Source organism: Labrys neptuniae, from assembly GCF_040797145.1.
Classification (GTDB): Bacteria; Pseudomonadota; Alphaproteobacteria; order Rhizobiales; family Labraceae; genus Labrys; species Labrys neptuniae.
Genome location: NZ_JBFNQD010000005.1, coordinates 48,193 through 67,705 on the forward strand (window position 1 = coordinate 48,193; position 19,513 = coordinate 67,705).

At 63.2% G+C, this 19,513-nt stretch carries 18 protein-coding genes; 11 read left to right on the forward strand and 7 right to left on the reverse strand.

The window, feature by feature from the left end:
- Positions 1 to 6: 6 nt before the first annotated feature.
- The 3 genes from ABXS05_RS16235 to ABXS05_RS16245 all read right to left on the reverse strand — a co-directional run bounded on the left by ABXS05_RS16235 (position 7) and on the right by ABXS05_RS16245 (position 2,889).
- The gene (locus ABXS05_RS16235) at positions 7 to 762 is read right to left on the reverse strand and encodes a DeoR/GlpR family DNA-binding transcription regulator (protein WP_367624638.1); all 756 of its coding nucleotides are present in this window, start codon (positions 760 to 762) and stop codon (positions 7 to 9) included.
- Positions 763 to 798: 36 nt separating this feature from the next.
- Complete coding sequence (locus ABXS05_RS16240) at positions 799 to 2,202, reverse strand: rhamnulokinase (RefSeq protein WP_311936610.1); 1,404 nt, start codon at positions 2,200 to 2,202, stop codon at positions 799 to 801.
- Positions 2,203 to 2,412: 210 nt separating this feature from the next.
- Positions 2,413 to 2,889: an Lrp/AsnC ligand binding domain-containing protein gene (locus ABXS05_RS16245; RefSeq protein ID WP_367624639.1), complete on the reverse strand. Its 477-nt coding sequence runs from the start codon at positions 2,887 to 2,889 to the stop codon at positions 2,413 to 2,415.
- 137 nt (positions 2,890 to 3,026) lie between these two features.
- Here ABXS05_RS16245 and ABXS05_RS16250 point away from each other — a divergent pair, with 137 nt between their 5' ends.
- The 7 genes from ABXS05_RS16250 (at position 3,027) to ABXS05_RS16280 (ending at position 9,632) form a co-directional block, all read left to right on the forward strand.
- The gene (locus ABXS05_RS16250) at positions 3,027 to 4,046 is read left to right on the forward strand and encodes a 1-aminocyclopropane-1-carboxylate deaminase (protein ID WP_311936614.1); all 1,020 of its coding nucleotides are present in this window, start codon (positions 3,027 to 3,029) and stop codon (positions 4,044 to 4,046) included.
- A gap of 248 nt (positions 4,047 to 4,294) precedes the next feature.
- On the forward strand, positions 4,295 to 5,170 hold the full coding sequence (locus ABXS05_RS16255) for a helix-turn-helix domain-containing protein (protein WP_367624640.1): 876 nt from the start codon (positions 4,295 to 4,297) through the stop codon (positions 5,168 to 5,170).
- A 78-nt stretch (positions 5,171 to 5,248) separates the two neighbouring features.
- Complete coding sequence (locus ABXS05_RS16260; RefSeq protein ID WP_367624641.1) at positions 5,249 to 6,136, forward strand: PhzF family phenazine biosynthesis protein; 888 nt, start codon at positions 5,249 to 5,251, stop codon at positions 6,134 to 6,136.
- Between the two features lie 66 nt (positions 6,137 to 6,202).
- Positions 6,203 to 6,955 (forward strand): transporter substrate-binding domain-containing protein, encoded by a 753-nt coding sequence (locus tag ABXS05_RS16265; RefSeq protein WP_367624642.1) that lies wholly within the window; start codon positions 6,203 to 6,205, stop codon positions 6,953 to 6,955.
- 93 nt (positions 6,956 to 7,048) lie between these two features.
- Entirely contained in the window at positions 7,049 to 7,705 is a 657-nt protein-coding gene (gene glnP, locus ABXS05_RS16270) for a glutamine ABC transporter permease GlnP (protein ID WP_367624643.1), read from the forward strand.
- A complete protein-coding gene (glnQ, locus tag ABXS05_RS16275) occupies positions 7,702 to 8,430 on the forward strand; it encodes a glutamine ABC transporter ATP-binding protein GlnQ (RefSeq protein ID WP_367624644.1) in 729 nt (242 codons plus the stop codon). The genes glnP and glnQ overlap by 4 nt, the downstream gene beginning before the upstream one ends.
- A gap of 14 nt (positions 8,431 to 8,444) precedes the next feature.
- Complete coding sequence (locus tag ABXS05_RS16280; RefSeq protein WP_367624645.1) at positions 8,445 to 9,632, forward strand: serine hydrolase domain-containing protein; 1,188 nt, start codon at positions 8,445 to 8,447, stop codon at positions 9,630 to 9,632.
- A 30-nt stretch (positions 9,633 to 9,662) separates the two neighbouring features.
- Here the strand turns inward: ABXS05_RS16280 and ABXS05_RS16285 are convergent, their stop codons facing one another.
- The 4 genes from ABXS05_RS16285 to ABXS05_RS16300 all read right to left on the reverse strand — a co-directional run bounded on the left by ABXS05_RS16285 (position 9,663) and on the right by ABXS05_RS16300 (position 15,926).
- On the reverse strand, positions 9,663 to 12,050 hold the full coding sequence (locus ABXS05_RS16285) for a glucose/quinate/shikimate family membrane-bound PQQ-dependent dehydrogenase (RefSeq protein ID WP_367624646.1): 2,388 nt from the start codon (positions 12,048 to 12,050) through the stop codon (positions 9,663 to 9,665).
- A gap of 187 nt (positions 12,051 to 12,237) precedes the next feature.
- Positions 12,238 to 13,482 (reverse strand): glycosyltransferase family 4 protein, encoded by a 1,245-nt coding sequence (locus ABXS05_RS16290; RefSeq protein WP_311936629.1) that lies wholly within the window; start codon positions 13,480 to 13,482, stop codon positions 12,238 to 12,240.
- 21 nt (positions 13,483 to 13,503) lie between these two features.
- Positions 13,504 to 14,784: a sugar transferase gene (locus ABXS05_RS16295; protein WP_367624647.1), complete on the reverse strand. Its 1,281-nt coding sequence runs from the start codon at positions 14,782 to 14,784 to the stop codon at positions 13,504 to 13,506.
- Between the two features lie 401 nt (positions 14,785 to 15,185).
- Entirely contained in the window at positions 15,186 to 15,926 is a 741-nt protein-coding gene (locus ABXS05_RS16300; RefSeq protein ID WP_367624648.1) for a metallophosphoesterase family protein, read from the reverse strand.
- Positions 15,927 to 16,142: 216 nt separating this feature from the next.
- Between ABXS05_RS16300 and ABXS05_RS16305 the strand changes: the two genes are divergently transcribed.
- The 4 genes from ABXS05_RS16305 to nusG all read left to right on the forward strand — a co-directional run bounded on the left by ABXS05_RS16305 (position 16,143) and on the right by nusG (position 19,476).
- The gene (locus ABXS05_RS16305) at positions 16,143 to 16,733 is read left to right on the forward strand and encodes a polysaccharide biosynthesis/export family protein (protein ID WP_311936635.1); all 591 of its coding nucleotides are present in this window, start codon (positions 16,143 to 16,145) and stop codon (positions 16,731 to 16,733) included.
- Between the two features lie 29 nt (positions 16,734 to 16,762).
- Entirely contained in the window at positions 16,763 to 18,121 is a 1,359-nt protein-coding gene (locus tag ABXS05_RS16310) for an outer membrane beta-barrel protein (RefSeq protein ID WP_367624649.1), read from the forward strand.
- A gap of 13 nt (positions 18,122 to 18,134) precedes the next feature.
- Positions 18,135 to 18,812 carry a hypothetical protein gene (locus ABXS05_RS16315; RefSeq protein ID WP_367624650.1) on the forward strand — a complete coding sequence of 226 codons (678 nt, stop codon included), beginning with the start codon at positions 18,135 to 18,137 and terminating at the stop codon, positions 18,810 to 18,812.
- 127 nt (positions 18,813 to 18,939) lie between these two features.
- Positions 18,940 to 19,476, forward strand: a complete 537-nt coding sequence (gene nusG, locus ABXS05_RS16320) for a transcription termination/antitermination protein NusG (protein WP_311936644.1) — start codon at positions 18,940 to 18,942, stop codon at positions 19,474 to 19,476.
- Positions 19,477 to 19,513 lie beyond the last annotated feature (37 nt).

Consider the following 19,513-nt stretch of genomic DNA (forward strand, 5'->3'; position numbering starts at 1 on the left):
TGCCCATCACACGATCAGCTTCACCTTGTTCCTTTCGAACAAGTCGCGCCATTCCGGTGATGGCTCCCGGTCCGTGACCACGAAATCGATGGATTCGAAGCCGCAGATGCTGATCAAGGCCGTCTTGCCGAACTTCTCGCCGTCGACGAGGAGGCAAACCCGTTGTGCGCTGGCGATGAAGGCCCGCTTCACCTCCGCATCGGCCATGTTCGCCTCCATGAGGCCGCCAGCCAGCGAGATTGCCTTGCAGCTGATCAGGGCGACATCCGCATTGAACTGGGCGATGGTCCGGCTGGCCAGCGGGCCGACGAAGGTCATCGAGCGGCGCCGCAATTCTCCGCCGACCGACATGATCGTATAGGCAGGCAAGCTAGGGTCCGACAGGACGCGGACGGAATTGGTGATGAGGGTCAGATCTCGCCGGTTGCCGAGACCTCTCAAGGTTTCATAGGCCGTCGAGGATGAGTCCATCATCACCGCATCGCCATCCTTGACCAGTGCCGATGCCTTCTGGGCGATCAGGCGCTTGGCCCCGATATTGATGAGATGTCGTGTCCGATAAGGCAGGTCTTCGGCTTCGCCTTTGAGCGCGACCGCGCCCCCATGCGTCCGGCTGAGCAGACCCTCTTTCTCGAGCTTGTTGAGATCGCGCCGTATGGTCTCTTCGGTAACCGCCAATTCCTGGCTGAGCGCGGTCACCATGACGCTGCGATTACGGGTGACAAGGTCGAGTATCCTGGTTTTTCGCTCAGCCGCCAACATGCATCACCAGATCACCTGACCAAATATCGGAACGTTTCAGACAAGATTGCGAATGTCGACGGATCGTTCAACCAGAGCCCGGCCTTCTTCCAAGGATTTTATCTGCCCCAGACCAAGGAGCTGGACCAAGGCGTTACCCCAGGAACTCGCCTCGATTGGACCGATGCGCACGGCCTTTGCGGAACAGGCTGCGATCCGGTCGCACAAAATCGCGTCCTGCGCGCCGCCCCCGCACAAGGTGAGGCTCGGCAGCACGCGGCCTGTCAGCTGCTCGATCACCCGGACCGCAGAGCCGATTTCTGAGGCGAGGCCATTATAGACGGCCAGCGCCAGACCACCGAGGTCATAAGGGGGAAAGGTGCCGTTCCGCGCGCAGGACCGGCGGATCGCCTCGATGATATCGGGAGGATTGAAGAAGAGCGGATCGGATGGGTCGATGGCGGGCGTATCGTCCAGACGGGCGGCCTCCATCACCTGATCGGCGATCCCGGCAAACGTCACGGGCCGGCCATCGCGCTGCTGCCAGGCGGCCCGCAGCTTCTGGATGAGATGCAGGCCGTTCAAACTCTTGATCAGGAAGGTGCGGCCATCGACACCGCCCTCGTTCCCGAATCCCGCCGCCCGCACGGCATCGTCGAGATCGGGGGCGCGCCGCTCCAGACCGATCAGTGACCAGGATCCACAGATCACGAAGCCACCGCCATCCGCAAGATCGAGAGCCGCCACGGCGCTGGCCGTGTCATGGGCCGCGACCGAGATCACCGGAACCGGCCCCAGCCTGTCGGCAAATTCGCCGCGCAACCTGCCATAGACCTCGGCGGGACGGATGATGGGCTGCAGCAACCTCTGCGGCAGGCCGAGCCTTTGGCAGAGTTCGGCGCTCCAATCCTCCGTGCGGGCATCGACGAGCCCGGACGTACGGGCCAGGGTCAATTCGGACCGCAGCCTGCCGGTCAGATGATGGTTGACGATATCGGCCATCATCAGGAGGTTGCGGCTTCTCGCCAACGTCCCGGAGGCGTGCCGCGACTGGTCGAAAAGCTGGCAGATCGTATTGACCGGCAGGTCCTGCGCACCCGAGATCGCATAGAGCTCCTCCGGGGCGAGCGGCAGGGCATCCCGCCCGCGCTGCGAACGCGGATGGCGATAGTGGCAGGGCTCTTCCACGATGCCGCCGGCGTGATCCAGCAGCGCGTAATCCAGGCCCCAGCTGTCCACTCCGATGGAATCGAGCGAACTCACTGCGGCGCTGCATCGGCGCAAGCTCTCCTCTACCCCGTCGAACAGGCGCGAAAGACACCAATGCGGGCCATCGTCCCGTTCGACCGCGTAGCCGTCGAAGCGGTGAATTTCATCGAGCCGCAGCCGACGATTCTCGAACGTCGCCAGCATCGCGCGACCACTGCCGGCTCCGAGGTCGAGGACGAGACAGCGCGCCATCGGCACTCCTTCCGGTTTCATCTTCTTCGACAAACAACATTATCGGGCAAATCTTGCCAGGCCGATTGTTGAAAAAAGTCCGAATGCGACCTTACGCCCCCACGCGCCTGATCGGCAACCCATGACCGTGCCGTACAGCATCCATCCTCTAGAGCCATGAATCCCGAGCCGGCACGGCGCCGCCCTCTCGCGGTACCGGGAGCCCCGCCATCAGAATGGCAGGCGCGCATTGTCCTTGACCTGTTTCATGACGAAGAAGGTGCGGGTCTGCCTCACGCCCGGCAATGCGATCAGTTTCTGCCCGTGCAGCTTGTTGAAATCCGCCATGTCGCGGACGCGGATTTTCAGCAGATAGTCGAAATCGCCCGCCACCAGGTTGCAGTCCAGAACTTCCTTGAGCTTGAGCACTGCTCCCTCGAAGGCCGCAAAGCTCTCGGGTGTCGAACGGTCAAGCACCACACCGACCATCACGAGGGCATCGAGCCCGACGGACGTCGGAGAGACTTCGGCACGCACACCGGTGATGAAACCTTCGTCGAACAGGCGCTGCGTGCGCCTGTGGCAGGTGGCCGGGCTGACATTCACGCGCGCGGCGAGATCGGCATTGCTCAACCGGCCGTCGATATGCAGTGCCCGTAAGATGTTGATGTCGATGCGATCGAGATCGCTGATGGAAGATTCTTTCATTTTTATACTTCTTGATGAGAGATATTATGTCATAATGATAGTTCGGCTTTCATTCTCGTGAAAGCCGAAGGTCAAATTCGGAAGCACCATCCAGAGCTTTTCGACTAGGCTCCGTTCCGTCTCATGGAGCCCGTCCAATGTCCCTTCTTGAAAAGTTCGAGCGCTATCCGCTCACCTTCGGTCCAACCCCGATCGAGCACCTGCCGCGTCTCACCCAGGCCCTCGGCGGCAAGGTCCAGATCTATGCCAAGCGCGATGATTGCAATTCCGGCCTCGCCATGGGCGGCAACAAGCTCAGGAAGCTTGAATATATCGTGCCGGATGCCATCGCCTCGGGTGCGGACACGCTGGTGTCGATCGGCGGCGTTCAATCCAACCACACTCGCATGGTGGCGGCGACCGCTGCCAAGATCGGCATGAAATGCGTGGTCATCCAGGAGAAATGGGTGCCGCATTACGACGCCGTCTATGACCGCGTCGGCAACATCCTGATGACCCGGCTGATGGGCGCGGATTCCCGGCTCGTCGATGACGGCTTCGATATCGGCATCCGCAAGAGCTGGCAGGATGCGATCCAGTCGGTCGAGGCGGCCGGCGGCAAGCCCTATCCGATCCCGGCCGGCGCGTCGGTGCACAAGTTCGGCGCCCTCGGCTATGTCGGCTTTGCCGAGGAGGTCGCCAGGCAGGAGGCTGAGCTTGGCTTCACGTTCGACTATGTCGTGGTCTGCGTCGTCACCGGCTCGACCCAGGGCGGCATGATCGTCGGCTTTGCCGCGCAGGGGCGCGCCGATCGCGTGATCGGCATCGATGCTTCGGGCACCCTCGAACAGACGCGGGCGCAGGTGCGCTCCATCGTCGACAACACCGCGGAACTGGTCGGCCTTGGCCGCACGATCGGCGAGCACGAGATCGTCATCAACCCGGACTACGCCTATCCGGCCTATGGCGTGCCGTCGGACGAGACCAACGAGGCGATCCGCCTCGCCGCCCGTACCGAGGCGATGATCACGGATCCGGTCTATGAGGGCAAGTCGATGCAGGGGCTGATCGACCTGACACGCAAGGGGTTCTTCCCCGAGGGCTCGCGCGTGCTCTACGCCCATCTCGGCGGTGCGCCGGCCTTGAACGGCTACAGCTATTACTATCGCGAAGGCTGACAGGGATCGTGCGTTCCCGCGCCTGTCCGGCAAGCGGGCGGCCGAGGGGGCGGATCCGAAAAAGGTCCGTCCCCGCCCAGCGCATGCCGCATTGGCGCTCTGCGGGCGGTAGCAGCGGCCACGCCTGACGCGAAGACACCGATGCGCAGCCCTTGCGTGGGCTGACTGGCTAAGGGCACACAGAGTTGCATTGCCGGTTCCCATCTACCACTGTTACTCTGTGCGAAGGAAGGGATCAGAGATCAAGGATGCTGCGGTCATTCGAGCAATTGCGCGACACGGCAAGGTCCGATCTGCTCATAGCCGCCGACGACGAGCATGCGGCGGTGGCAGGTAGCGGCAGCTATGCCATGCCCTGGCATTGGCACGATTGTCTGATGTTCATCCTGCCCAGCCAGGGGACCGTCGAACTCAAGCACGAAGGCCGCCGCGAGGGGGCCTGGCTGTCGCAGGACCGGTTTGCGGTGGTGCCCCCGAACCAGGCGCATGAAACGAGGGCGGCCATCGGCGCTCATCGTCACCTTGCCATCTATGTGACGGGTGCCACGCTCAGCCGGCTCGACCGGGAAGCGGGCTCGCTCAGCGAGTTTCACCGGCGCACGCGCACCACGATCCTGGTTCACCGCACCTCCGCCGTGAAAGCCTTGCAGGCGCTATCGCTTCGAAATGGCCAGGGCGCCTACGGCGATGGCAAGGTCAGGCAGGCGCTGACATCCGCCCTGCTCGTGCAATGCATCGCCGAAGTCATGGCAGGGGAGATCGCGCCCGCTGCCTCACGCTACGAACACGGCATGGCGCTGGTCGAGGATCTCAAGCATTATCTGGCGCTTCATGCCGACGAGCAGGTTCCGCTCGACGCCCTGGCGGATCGCTTCGGCGTCTCGAGGCGCCACGTCACGCGCCTGTTCCGCGAAGGCACCGGCTTCTCGGTGGGCGAGTTCCAATTGCGGATCCGTCTGCGAACGGCATGCGAACTCCTTACCGGAACCGACCTGCCGGTCGGCGAGATCGCCTTCCGGGTGGGTTTCGAGAGCGGAGCGGCGCTTGCCCATGCCATGCGGCGCGCCGAGGGCCGATCCCCTTCCGACATCCGCAAGAGCCTGGCCCGGTCGATCAAAATCTAAGGCCCGTTCGGACGCGCGGAGCGAGGACCGCCGCGATAGCCTGCACGCCGTAAATTCTGCGCGACAGGCAGGTTGGCAATGGGTTCGGACGTTGAGATAGTCAGTGTGTTTGCGGCGGGCCCCAATGGAGGCAATCCGGCACCGATCGTGATCGATGCCGCTGGAATGTCCGATGCGGACATGCAGCAGGTTGCACGTTCCTCCGGCTATGAAAGCGGCTTCGTTCTTCCGCCACCGCCCGCCTCGAATTGCGATTTCGAACTCCGCTTCTGGGTGCCCAACCACGAAATGTCGATGTGTGGACATGTGACCGTCGGCGCCTTGTGGCTGCTGGATCGGCTGGGACGGCTGCCGGGTAACGAGCTTGCGATCTGGACCAAGAGCGGCCGCGTTGCGGCGAGAATTCGGGAACGAACCGAACGCGGTGCGGCTGTCGAAATCTCGCAGCCGGTCGGCACGGTCGAAACGCTCGGCGATGGCGACACCGCCGGCATCCTCGAGGTTCTCGGGGTGGGATCGGGCGATCTCGCACCAAGACCGATCCAGAACGCGTCGACCAGCCGGGTCAAGACGCTCGTCCCCCTGAAGAGCGCCGAGACCCTGAACGGGTTGAGCCCCGATTTCGCCAGGATCGAGGACCTATGTGACCGGATCGGCTCGACCGGCCTCTATCCCTACGCGGTGCTCGATGGGGACGCCCAGATCGTCGAGGCTCGCCAGTTCCCCAAGGCATCCGGCTATCCCGAGGACGCAGCCACCGGCATTGCGGCATCGGCCCTGTCCTTCGGCCTGCTCGCGAACGCCATGGTGGAAGCATCAGAGCGCCCGATAACCATCCGCCAGGGACGGGCAATGCGGCGCCCCTCGGAAATCCTGGTGCGTTTTCAACTCGGCCATGGGCGCCCTGCCGGCTGCTGGCTGGGAGGGGCCGTCCGCCTGGAAGGGCGTGACCGAGCCAGGTCCTGATCGGCAACAGGCCCGATCACCACAGGCACCAGCGCTCTGATGCCTGCCATAACAAAGGGGAAAAAAATGGATCGCAGACAGATTCTCCAGCTCGGCCTTCTGGCGGTGCCCGCCACAATTCTCGCTGGCCCGGCAAGGGCCGACGAAGCCGAGCTCATCGTCGGCTCCAATGTCGGCAGCCCACCCTTCGCCTACAAGGATGGCGATCACTATTCCGGCTTCGACATGGAGATGTTCGCCGAAGTCGCCAAGGCCCTGAACCGCAAATGGCGCGTGCAGCCGATGGACTTCGGCGCCCTCATCCCTGCCCTGCAGACGGGCAACATCGATGCGATCGTCTCGCAGCTGTTCATCAAACCCGAGCGGCAGAAAGTCATCGATTTTTCGGCCCCCTATTACCAGAGCGGGCTGGTGGCGGTGACGAGCGCCAGCAACACCACCATCAACACGCCCGACGACCTGGCCGGCAAGGCGATCGGCACCGAGACCGGAACCATCGCCGTCGACTACATCAAGGACCACATCAAGGGCGCGACGCTCGACCAGTTGCCGAGCATCAACAACGCCTTGCTGGCGCTTCAGGCCGGGCGTACCGACGCGGTCATCTATGACACGCCGGCCCTGATGTACTACGCCAACAACACGGGCAAGGGCAAAGTCCGGGTCATACGCCCGACCCTCGAAGGCCGTGATGTCGGTATCGGCTTCAGGAAGGGCAGCCCGCTCGTGATGCCGGCGAATGCGGCGCTGGCGGCGATGAAGGCCGACGGGCGGCTCAAGGCCATTCGCGAAAAATGGTTTGGACAGGACCCGGCGTGAGCTCGGCGGCAAGCCATCGAGAGCCGAGGCGCAATCACAGCCGAGGCTCGCCTAGCCCACTTGTCATGTGGTCAACCATCGACGGGACCCCTGATGACTTTTGACTGGACGGCCGTCTTCGACGCTCTACCCGAGCTGCTGCAAGGCCTCGAGGTAACCATGCTGATCGCTCTGGCCGGCCTGGCCGGCGGCGTGGTTGTCGGGGCCATCACCGGCGCCCTGCTCACCTATGGAGGGTGGCTGACGCAGGTTCCGGCTCAGCTCTATGTCGCCCTGATCCGCGGCACGCCGATCACCGTGCAGGTGATGTTCATCTATTTCGCGCTGCCCATCCTCATCGATGTCCGCATCAGCGCCGCCAGCGCGGGGATTCTGACCTTGATCATCAATTCCGGTGCCTACAATGCCGAGATCGTTCGCGGCGCGCTCGAGAGCGTTCCGGCGGGCCTGCGCGAGGCCGGCCTCGCCATGGGGTTGAGTTTTCGCAAGGTGCTCGTCCATGTCATCTCCCCCATAGCTGTCAGGCGCGCTCTTCCCGCCATGGGCAATCAGCTCGTCTCGGTGGTCAAGGACACCTCGATTTTTCTCGTCATCGGTGTCGGGGAATTGACCAGGCGCGGGCAGGAGATCATGTCGGGCAATTTTCGTGCCGTGGAGATCTGGACGGCGGTGGCCGTGATCTATCTGATCGTCATCAGCATTCTCGCCGTCAGCCTGCGGTTCGTCGAACGGGCGGCGCGCTTGCCATGAGCATGGTCGAATTCTCCAAGGTCTCGAAGCAGTTCGGCAGCCATCGCGTTCTGAAATCGATCGATCTTGCCATCGATCCCGGCGAGGTTGCCGTCGTGATCGGCCCATCCGGGTCCGGCAAGTCGACCATGCTCCGCTGCATCAACGTGCTGGAAAGGGTGAGTGAAGGCACCCTCCTGGTCGATGGCATCAGCGTCCTGGGCACGTCACGCGATGTGCGGCGCATCCGGCTCGAGGCCGGCATGGTCTTCCAGCAGTTCAACCTGTTCCCGCATCTCACCGCCCTTCAGAACGTGATGTTCGGCCCGATCCGAGCGCGCGGCAAGAGCAAGGCGGAGGCGCGCGACATCGCCGCCGCCCTGTTGCAGAAGGTGGGCCTCGGCGAACGCATGGACCACTACCCCTCGCAGCTTTCCGGCGGCCAGCAGCAGCGCGTCGCCATCGCCCGGTCCCTGGCCGTCGGGCCCAAGCTGATGCTCTTCGACGAACCCACATCCGCGCTCGATCCGGAACTGCGCCAGGAGGTTCTGAAGGTCATGCAGACATTGGCGCTCGAAGGCATGACCATGGTCGTCGTGACCCACGAGATGGGATTTGCCAAGCGTGTCGGCTCACGTCTGCTCTTCATGGATGGCGGCCAACTCGTCCACGACGGCAAGCCCGCGGACCTGCTGTCGGATCCGCCAAGCGAGCGTTTTGCCGATTTCCTCAAGCATATCGACTGACGGAGTATCCCCTGATGACCTATCCATCGGCGTTCGAGGCGGCGTGGGGTTTCGCCAGGGACGCGGTCCGGCTCGACAACTGGCGCGCGGCGCCCTGGAACGTCTGGGCGTTTCGCCATGTCTGCGAACTCATTCCGACAGCTCGGATCGCAGCCACGCCCGGCCTGGCGGAGGAGCCGGTCGTCGATGCGAGGGACCTGTTGGACGAGACAGTGAGGCTCGAAGGGCGGCCTGTCACGGTGGCCGAACTCCTCCGCAAGACTTGCGCCGACGCCATGGTCGTCATGAAGTCCGGCCGCATCATTGCAGACTTCCACGCCCCGAATTTTACGCTGCAGAGCCGGCATATCCTGTTCTCGACCAGCAAATCCGTCACCTCGATCATCGCGGGGATCCTCCGCGACGACGGGTTGCTCGATTTCGACGAGCTGGTATCGCGCTATGTGCCGGCCCTCAGAGCCTCGGCCTATGGCGATGCGCGCGTCAGGGACGTCCTTGACATGAGGGTGAGCCTGGATTTCGAGGAGATCTACCACGACCCGCGCGGTCCCTATGCCCGCTATCGGCGTGCCGGTCTCCTGGACCCGCCAGACCCCGACGACAAGATCGAAACGGTCGTTGAGTTCATTGCCGGATTGAAGAAGGGCAAGGCTCCCCACGGTGGCCCCTATCACTATGCCTCGCCCAATTCCGACGTCCTCGGCCTGATCATCCAGGGCGCCTCGGGACAGCGCTTTCCGGAGCTCGCATCAGAGCGCCTGTTCCAGCCGCTCGGGGCCCGGCAGGACGCCTATGTGACGGTCGACAGGGCCGGTACGCCGCGCACCGGCGGCGGCATCAACATGACACCACGCGATCTCGCCCGCATCGGCGAGATGATGCGCCAGGGTGGCATGGCCAATGGACGCCGGATCGTCTCGCAGGAATGGGTCACCGACACCACTACCGGCGGCTCCTCCAGGGCCTGGGCCGAAGGCACCTCCGCGGCATGGCTGCCACATGGGCGCTATCGCAACAAATGGTACCAGACCGGCACCGGCAACGGCGCCTTCTTCGCCCTCGGCATTCACGGCCAGTGGCTCTATGTCGACCCGCAAGCCGAAATGGTCGTCGCCAAGGTCTCGTCCCAGCCCGAGGCCGTGGTCGACGACGCAAAGGATCTCAATCTTGCGCTGTTCGACGCGATTGCGAAGATCATTTGAGAGCCCGGCGGATTCAGGATCCGATCGGCGCTACGGCAGGCTGTAGGCGACCAGGTAATCCCCCATCGTGGTGCCGAACGAACCATGGCCGCCGGCCATGGTGACGACATATTGCTTGCCGCCGATCTCGTAGCTCATCGGCGTGGACTGACCGCCGGCCGGCAGGCGGTCCTCCCAGAGCTGGTTGCCGGTGGTCACGTCATAGGCGCGGATGTAGTTGTCCATCGTATAGGTCATGAAGGCGACGCCGCCGCCCGTGACGATGGGACCGCCGAGCCCGGGCATGCCGATCTTCAAGGGCAACGGGATCGGCGAGACATCGCGGATGGTGCCATTGCGGTGCATCCAGATGATCTTGTTGGTCTTCAGGTCGATGCCGGCAACGAAGCCCCAGGACGGCTGCTTGCACGGAAAGCCGACCGGTGACAGCAACGGATTGATCGTCACGCCGAAGGGAACGCCGAACTGGGGCTGCACGCCCTGCTCGGTTCCCGAGGGCAGGCTGGCATCCGGCGTTGCCGGGTTGTTGGGGCCGCGCGGGATCAGCTTGGACACGAAGGGCAGGTAGATCGGGTTGGCGATCGCGACCTGCCGTACCGGGTCGACGGCGATGCCGCCCCATTCGAAGGTGCCCAGATTGCCGGGGAAGACCAGCGTTCCCTGTAGCGAAGGCGGCGTGAAGGTCCCTTCATAGCGCAAGCGCTTGAAGATGATCCGGCAGGCGAGCTGGTCGAACATGGTCGCGCCCCACATATCCGCATCGGTCAGCTTCTTTTCCGGCCGGAAGGTGAGCTCGGAGAAGGGCTGCGTCGGCGAGACCCGGTCGCCCGGGGCAGCGCCCTGCGGCACCGGCTTTTCGGGGGCGGGTACGATCGGTTTGCCGTCCCGCCTGTCGAGCACGAAGATGTTGCCGGTCTTGGTCGGCGCATAGAGGGCGGGCACCACGCTGCCGTCGGGCCTGGCGAGGTCGACGAGGCTGGGTTGGGCCGGCACGTCCATGTCCCAGAGGTCGTGATGGACGGTCTGGTAGGACCAGGCGAGCTTGCCGGTATCGGCGTTGAGGGCGACGATGGAGGAAGCGTAGCGCTCGCTGGCAGGCGTGCGATTGCCGCCCCAGATGTCGGGGGTCTGCACGCCGGTCGGGATGTAGACCAGGTTCAGCTTCGGATCGTAGGACGACACGATCCAGGAATTGGGCGAGGCGTCGACGAATTTATGCGTCGCCGACGGCATCTGGTTGGGATCCTCATTGCCGGCGTCGAAGGCCCAGACCAGCTTGCCGGTATGCACGTCGAAGCCGCGGAACACGCCGGACGGCACGGTAGCCGAATAATTGTCGATCACCGAGCCGGTGACCATCACGATCCTGTCGGTCACCACGGGCGGGGAGGTCACGTAGTAGAAACCGCGCTGGGTGACCCCCATGCCCTCCATCAGGTCGATCGACCCGCCCTTGCCGAATTGCGCGCAGGGCGTGCCTGTCTGGGCATCCACCGCGAACAGCCTGCCGTCATTGGTCGGCAGGAAAATCCGCGTCGGACACTCCGCCGGCGGGGGATTGCCATCGGAGGTTCGGGCATCGGCCTTGGTCTCGAGATAGGAGACCCCGCGGCAGGTCATGTGCTGGTAGGTCTTGTCATAGGCGATCTTCGGATCGAACTTCCATTTCTGCTTGCCCGTGTTCGCGTCGAGCGCGAACAGGATCTGATGGGGCGAGCACAGATAGAGCGTGTCCTTGATCTTGATCGGCGTGACCTGGTTGGTCAGCTCCCCCGGATCGTTGGGCCCCTTGAGATCGCCGGTCCGGAAGGTCCAGGCCACTTTCAATTGGGACACGTTCTGCGGCGTGATCTGGGCGAGCGGCGAATAGCGGTTGCCGAACTGGGTGCGTCCATAGGACGGCCAGTCGCCGTCGGGCAGGTTTGCCCCATCGGCTGCGACAGGGGCCGGCGAAGCGACCGGCGGCAGGTTGCCGGCAAAGCTCTGCGGGTCCTGGGTGAGCGAATAGCCGAGGACGCCGGCGCAGGCGAGCAGCGCGACGATGAGCGGCATGCGGGCCGCCAGGCTCAACTCGCCGGTTGCGGGGGAACGCAAGGGACGGGTGACGAAGGGCAGCAGCAGCCATAGGCCGAGCGGTGCGAGAATGTCGCCGCGCGGTGCCAGCAGCCAGAAATCGAAACCGGATTCCCACACGGCCCAGATGAGCGTGCCGAGCAGGAGCACGGCATAGACGACGAGGGCGGAGGAATGACGCCTGGCGAGCAGGAAGGCCGTCACCAGCATCAGAAGCCCGGCGACGATATAGTAGGGGGATCCCCCCAGCATCAGCAGCCAGATCCCCCCGCCACCGAGGGCCAGGCCGATTATCGCAAAGACAACCCAAGTAATGGTAAGCATAAGGCCACGACGCTGGTGCATTGAGCCATCCAGTTCAGCGAAAGATGTCGTATCCCCTTGCAAAAGGACTAGCAGGCCTGGACGGGGGAGGCAACAGCCCGCGGCGGGGGTATTTCACCTTGCCTGCTCAGGTTGGCAAAAAGCTACCGCAGCCCGCAATTTGAATGAGTGGAGCGACGGCACCGCGCCACGCATCCATGGCTGCGACCTAGCTTTTCGGCGGCCCCGCGACCGACAGCAACAGCGTCTGCCAGGCGTGCAGGCTGGAACGCCGGTCAAGCCCACTCTCAATCAGGGCGCGCGCGTTGCGCCCTTTCTCCGCCAGGAGATCAGGCCGGCCGCACCATTGGCGGACGGTCGCCGCGAAGCCCGCGCTGTCGCCGGGAACGATGACGGCCCCACAGTCGGAGCGGCGGACCAGGTCGGAGATCTCGCCGTCCGGCGCCATGACCGCAATCATCGGCTTTCCGGCCGCGGCGATACCGTAGAACTTGCTCGGCACGATCAGGCCTTCCAGGTGCGGATTGAGCGACAGCCAGTGAATATCCGGTACCGTCAGGGACTGCGGCAATGCGCCGGCATCCTGATAGGGCTGGAAGTAAAACATCGCTCCCAGCCTATGCTCGGCGACGGCCCGCTTGAGGTAAGGGGTCAGATAGCCATTTCCGATGAACAGGAAGGCGATCCCGGGCTCGTCCCGCAGCAGGCGGGCGGCACCGATGAGTGTGTCGATCTCATGCGCCCGGCCGAGATTGCCCGAATAGCCGATCACGAACTTGTCCTGCAGTCCCCAGTCACGGCGCAACCGACTGGGCTCCCCGCCGGCCGGCACGATGCTGCGGTCATTACACCAGTTGGAGAGCACCGTGACCCGGGCAGCCGGCACGCCAAATCCGGTGATCTTCGCCTTCATCCTCTCGCCGACCGCCACGTTCATGACAGCATGGCGAAGGCTGGCGTTCCGCAGCCTGCGCAGGATACCTCCCAGCAGCCCCTTGCCGGCCTTCAGGCCGAGCTCTGCCGCAACTTCCGGATAGACATCCTGCAGCCAGTTGACCTGCCTGAGGCGCCGCGCCAAGACGACAGGCAAGAGGGAGACACTCAGCAATGGCGGATCGGTCTTGACCACGACGATATCGCCAGCGCGTGCGCATCGGCAGACCTCGACGGCCAGGGCCGCATGAACGGCGAGCGCAACGCCGGCACGCCGGAGGAGCGATGAGCTCGCCTCCGTCACCGGACCGACGCGGTGGATAGCAACACCGGGCAGAACCGCGTCGGGATCCAGCCTGCAGGTGGGTTCGTCATAACGGCCGGCACCCGTGATGGCGATCACCTCCCAGCCCTGTTCGGCAAGGAAGCCCGCCAGATCCGACGCGATCTGGCTGGTCGCGGACGTGTCCGGATGGAAATAGCGGTTGACCAGAAAAACGCGGCGCTGTTTCGGAGCCATGCGGGATCGCTGCCGTTCCGGTCAACGTCGATAGGTCGGGGGGGAGTGTTGTTCCGCCAAGCTCCGCGCCAGAGCTTTTCTGCCCCTGCGCGCGGCCATGGCGCGATTGAGCGCAGCACTTCCCCTCCGTTCGCCACCCAATACGAAGATCACGGTCATGACGGCAATCTTCAGGTCCAGGGCGAGGGATGCATTGTCGATGTAATACTCGTCGAGGGCGTCCTTCTCCTCGCTGGTGACGAGATTGCCGCCATTGACCTGGGCCCAGCCGCTGATGCCGGGCCGCACGGCAAGGCGGAGCCCGGGATTGGCCGGCTGGTCCGCCGGCAGAAGCGGACGCGGGCCGATCAGCGACATTTCACCCGTAAGGACGTTCAACAATTGCGGAATCTCGTCGAGCCGCATCTTCCGGATGAACCGCCCGATCGGCGACAGACGCTCGGGCCCGGGAACCACATGCCCCTTGGCGTCGTAGGGAGCGTGATAGGTCCGGAACTTGTAGATGAAGAAATGCCGGCCTCCCCGTCCCGCCCGCTGCTGCCAGAAATGCAGGGGGCGTCCGACGTCGAACAATACGAGCGTGGCGACCAGCAGCCAGACGGGCGCCAGCAGCAGCATGAGGACAATCGAGGCCACGATGTCGATGGCACGCTTCACGCCGAAATAGCGCCGCAACACGGCCGCAGGCTGTGCCTGCGCATCCCGGGCCGCCAGCATGGGCAAGGCCGGTATCCCCGCAGTGCCTTTGGGCATGAGCTCCAGCGCCTGTGCCACGCTCTTGAGCGCGATGCCGCGGCGACCACACTCTTCCGTGACGAACCGGAGGCTGGCTGTCTCCAGCTGGCCGGGCTCCATGGACAGCCACACCGCATCAATGGTCACGCCATGCAGGGCATATTCGTCGACGATGCGTCCGAGATCGCCCACGCGCCCGGCTACGCGCACACCGTTGAGCGAGCGTCCCGTCGCCGACGGTCCCTCGTCGAGGACCGACATGATCTGCGTGGTGACCGGCGCCTGGCTCTCGATGAGCTTGATCACGAGCCAGGCGAACTGATCCGTGCCGATCAGGATGACCTTGCGAAGATCGGTGATGTTGCGCTTGGCACTGACCCTGGCGCGCTCATGGGAAACGAGCCTCGAGAAGGCCCGCCCACCCACCAGGCCAGCGCCCAGGACGAGCGAGTAGATGATCGGGGTCGAGCGCGGGATGCCATCGAGTCGCGTGAGCATGAAAAGCACCAGGCCGCTGGCGCTGATGGTCAATGCAATCACCGCGCCGATCGCATAGAGGTCCGGCACCGAAAACGTGTTCCGGACGGCATCCCCGGCACGACAGATGAGCAAGGCCGGGATTGCAAATGCGATCGTAACAAAAACAAAAAGATAGGGACCCGGAAGGTCGAATGGCACATTCGGCCAGGCAAGGAGGTCAATATCCCGCAACGCCAGCGTCAATATCGGTGCGGCAATCACCCACAATACGTCGAAAAGTGACAGACGTAATTTACGCGGACTATATGACGTCGGGATTCGGGACCGCATTCAACGCTCCTTACAAGCCCAGAATAAATATGACTGTAGCAACGTCAAGCTGCCAACCCGTAAACAGGGTTGCCAGTTCCGAGGCGGTCGCACCGAACCATTGTCGTTCCCCAATTGCGGTCGCAGGTCTTGTTGCCGCGTAATCGGCTTGCCGCTCCTCATGGTGTGGCACTCAAGAAGCGCCGGCCTGCCTCTTCCAGCACGACTGCGGTGAGACGCGAGGTTGCAAAGGCCCCCGTATCGACATTGATCCGATTGGCGTGCATTTCCGGCTCGGAGACGGGCGAATGACCGTGCACCACGATCTTGCCGAAGCTGCCGCCGAACTTCAGAAACTCGTCCCGGATCCACAAAAGGTCTTCGCCTGCCTGCCGGTCTAGGCCAATGCGCGGCTTCACCCCGGCATGGCAGAAGAAATAGTCACCACAACTATGGCTCAGGGGCATGTCTTCCAGGAATCGCCGATGGGCGGCGGGCAGCTTTCCGGCGAACTGCTCGCGGACCTGGCGATAGCCACGCCCGCGCAGGGCTTCGCTGACATCGACCCCATAGGAGTGAAGCGTTTCCAGGCCGCCGAACTTGCGCCAGCGTTCGAGGACCACGGGGTCATCGAGAAAGGACAGCAGCAGATCCTCATGATTGCCGCGCAGGGCCTTGATGGTCGCGCCGAACCGGCAGGAGGACAAATGCTCGATCACGCCGGCCGACTCGGGACCCCTGTCGACATAGTCCCCCAGGAAAACCACCAGAGGTTCGGTGATACCGCCATCGAGGTCGGCCAGGATCCGCTGTTCCATCCGCAGCAGCAGGTCCCGGCGGCCATGAATGTCACCAACGGCGTAAATTCTCGTTCCAGGCGGGACAGTTGACACGCCTTCTCCCTTTGGCAACGCCGCCATCCATGCCACGAATTATAATCAAATAGCACGAAGATTATGCCCGATGCTTGAGCTATCAACATCCTTCTTCATAGGTCGGACGAATTTGTTCATTAAGCAAACTAAATAAAGCGTAAGGCAGGCGGGAGAAATTATTGGACAAAAAAACACACTTACGCCTATCGTTACGTTGTTTACGTATCCGATCTCAGGCGCGAGGGGTTGTGGGTGTCGCGTATGGGTATTCAATCGAGGCCATTTTCGGCACTCATTGCGGTTTTCTGCCTGTTGCTCGCGTCCTGTGCAAACGACACGGTCGGCGTTGCCTCGAAAGCCGACCAGGAAGCCCTCATCCAGAAAGCAGCGGTCGCAGCCCCGAACATCCAGGCCGGCGACAAGATCCGGGTTACGGTCTTCGGGGAAGACCGTCTCACCGGAGAATATCAGGTCGATCCGGCCGGCTTCGTCTCCCTGCCGCTTGCCGGCACGGTGAAGGCAGCAGGCCTGAGCAAGCAGCAGATGGAAAGGACGCTCGCCTCCAAATTCAGCGGCGAGTATCTGCGTGATCCGAAGGTCACCGTGGACCTCGCCAGCTTCAGGCCCTTCTATATTCTGGGAGAGGTCAACAAGCCGGGAGAATATGACTATAAGAGCGGCCTGAATATCGTGAGCGCCCTGGCCGTGGCCGGCGGCACGACCTACAGGGCCAGCACATCCAACATCGATATTCAGCATGTCGGCGAAAACGGGTTCAAGAAATACCCGATTTCATCGAATATTCCCGTTCTGCCGGGCGATCTTATCCGCGTCCCCATGCGTTACTTCTAGTCGCTCGAACCCGAGAGCCAGGGGTATTCATGCAGCGCACAACGTCACTGGTTTTCCTGGCTTCGGTGGCGATGCTCATTCCGGGCTTTGGCTTGCGGCATGCATCGGCGCTCGAGGCCACGCCCAGCCAGGCGACGGCCGAAACCCTGGGCATCACCGCCAGCCCGAATTTCGTCGAAGGACTGCCCTTCGGTGGCTGGCTGGTCTATCCATCCCTGTTCCTCGGCGCGGTCTATAACGACAATATCGACGGCCAGGACCGAAACCGCCAATCATCCCTCGGGGTACAGATCCAACCGCGCCTGGACGCGGCATGGGAAGACGGCATTCATCGTCTTGCCGTCTATGCCAACGGCGATTTCCAGCTCTACCCGTCGCACCAGGACAGCAGCCGCATCACTGCCAAGGTCGGGGCGGCATGGACCTATTCGCCCCTGCCGGACCTCACCATCCGGCTTCACGGCGACTTCAGCCGCGCCAACGGCATGTTCAGCCCGGGGTTCTGGTCATCGCCCTACCAGACCTGGCAGCGCCCGGGCGCCGTCCTCACCGATTCCTCGGTTTTCACCAATACCTACGAAGCCGGCGTCGCGGTCGAAAAGAAGGTGACCGATCAGACCTCCATCCGCCTGTCCGGCGGCGTCATCTATGCCAGCTTCGATCGCCCCGACGACAAGGCCGCGGCAAGGAGCGGCTTCCCCACCCCGTTCAATGGCACGGACTATTATGTGGCGCTTCGTGCCACCACCATGCTGACCCCGCAGATCTATGCCTTCGTCGAGGGCGGCGCCGATTTCCATCGCTATGACAGGAAGGTCAAGGGCGACTCCGTCTACCATGTGACGACAGGCCTCGGCTCGGAGTTGATCCGGCTCGTGCGCGGCGAAATCTATGTGGGGTACCAGGCTCGCAGCGGATCGCGCAGCATCTCCGGCTCGACGAACCAGCCGGCGTTCGGCGGGCGGATTTCATACTATCCGACGCAATACCTCACCATTGCCGCTTCGGTCGATCAGTCGCTCTCCTTCTCGCAGACCCCCGTCCTGCTTCCCTCGGGCAATGGTGCTGTCACACAGGCCATGCAATCGGCGTCCGGCCGGACATTCCAGTCCCGGCTCCAGGTCGATTATGCCCTGTCGCAGCTCTGGTCCGCCTATGTCCAGGGCGGCTACGGCCAGACGCGCTATAGCGCCGTCTCCAATCTCACCAACACTCAGGTCTGGTCGGCCGGCGCCGGGCTTCGCTATGATCTATGGCGTAACATGGCGCTCACCGTCGAATACCAGTTCAACCGTTCCAGTTCGAAATACAGGCAAGCAGCGCTTTTCAATTCCGCCGCTTCATTCAACCAGAACGTCGTCTCACTCGGATTGACTTACCATTACTAGGGAGCCGAGAACCATGCTGGCGAGGCTCACGCTGCCAATTCTTGCCTGCTTGTGGCTCGTTACGGCTGCTCAGGCGCAATCGACCCAGGCGCCGGCCTGCGTTTCGGAAACGGACCCGCTTGGCTGCGAACAGGCACAGGAAAACCTGGCGCCGGAAATGCTCAGGCTGCTTTCGGCCTATCCTCATGGCGGGCAGGCCCTGGAGGGGACCGCCTATCGAATGGCCGTCGCCCAACCTGAACAGGCCTTTGCGCTGATCGCCCTGGCCAATCGCTCCAATCCCGAGCAAATGGCGGCGATCGCCCGCGGCCTGCTGCATGCCTTCGACGAATTGACGGAATCCAGTCCGCAATGCCGGGCCGGATGCATGGACAGGCTGCAGAAGATCATGATGCTGCGCCGTCTCAAGCCGATGGCCGCCCGTTCTGCGAGCCGGGAGAAGTGCTCTTCGGGAAAGGCTGACGTCAAACCCTATCCACTGACCTGCGGCACACCCGTCAGGGCCGCAATGCAATGCGCCAACCAGACGCTCACCGCTCTCCTGACCGCACTTGCGCGCCAGCAATTCGCGGCGCTGGCGACGGCCTCGGGCGCCCCGAGGGGCTGTTTTGCGCCCGTCTATCAAAGTCCCCACAACGCCGCAGGCTGGACTTCGTCAGCCCCTACCGGCCTGCCGATAAGTCGAAATTGATGGTTGCCAGATTCGGTCATTTCCGCGAGCCTGAGCTCATGTTGTTCAGCAACGACGCGTCTGCAAATCCTGAGGCCGCCATCGAGGGGACGCAGGCCTGGAACAGCTCCCTGCGCCGGTTGCAATCATGAGCAGGGCCCTATCCAGTCTGCTTCAGGCCAATATGCGTGGGCAACGCTGGTATGTCGTGCAGACACGCGCCCGCTCGGAGGAGACCGCGCGCTTCAATCTGGAGAACCAGGGATTCGAGGTTTTCCTGCCGCGCACGCTTCGCACCGTCCTGCATGCGCGCAAGCGCCGGACCGCCTTTCACGCCCTCTTTCCAGGCTATCTGTTCGTACGCCTCGATCTGGAACGCGAACGCTGGCGCTCGATCAACGGCACCATCGGCGTGGTGCAGGTGGTGATGGGCTCCAATCTGCCGCTCCCGGTGCCCGAAGGCGTGGTCGAAACGATCCTGACCTATGTCGATGCCGAGGGCGTCGCCCGGCTCGACCGTGATCTTGCACAAGGGCAGACGGTTCGCGTGACGCTGGGTCCATTTACTGAAAGCATCGGCCCGTTGATGCGCCTCGATCCCAATGAACGCGCCCGCGTTCTGCTGGAGATCATGGGCCGAGCTGTCGAGATCAATCTGCCACGGCGAGCGTTGGAGGCAGTTTGACGCCGGCCGGCTTTTGCCGGCCTCCAGATGTCGGACA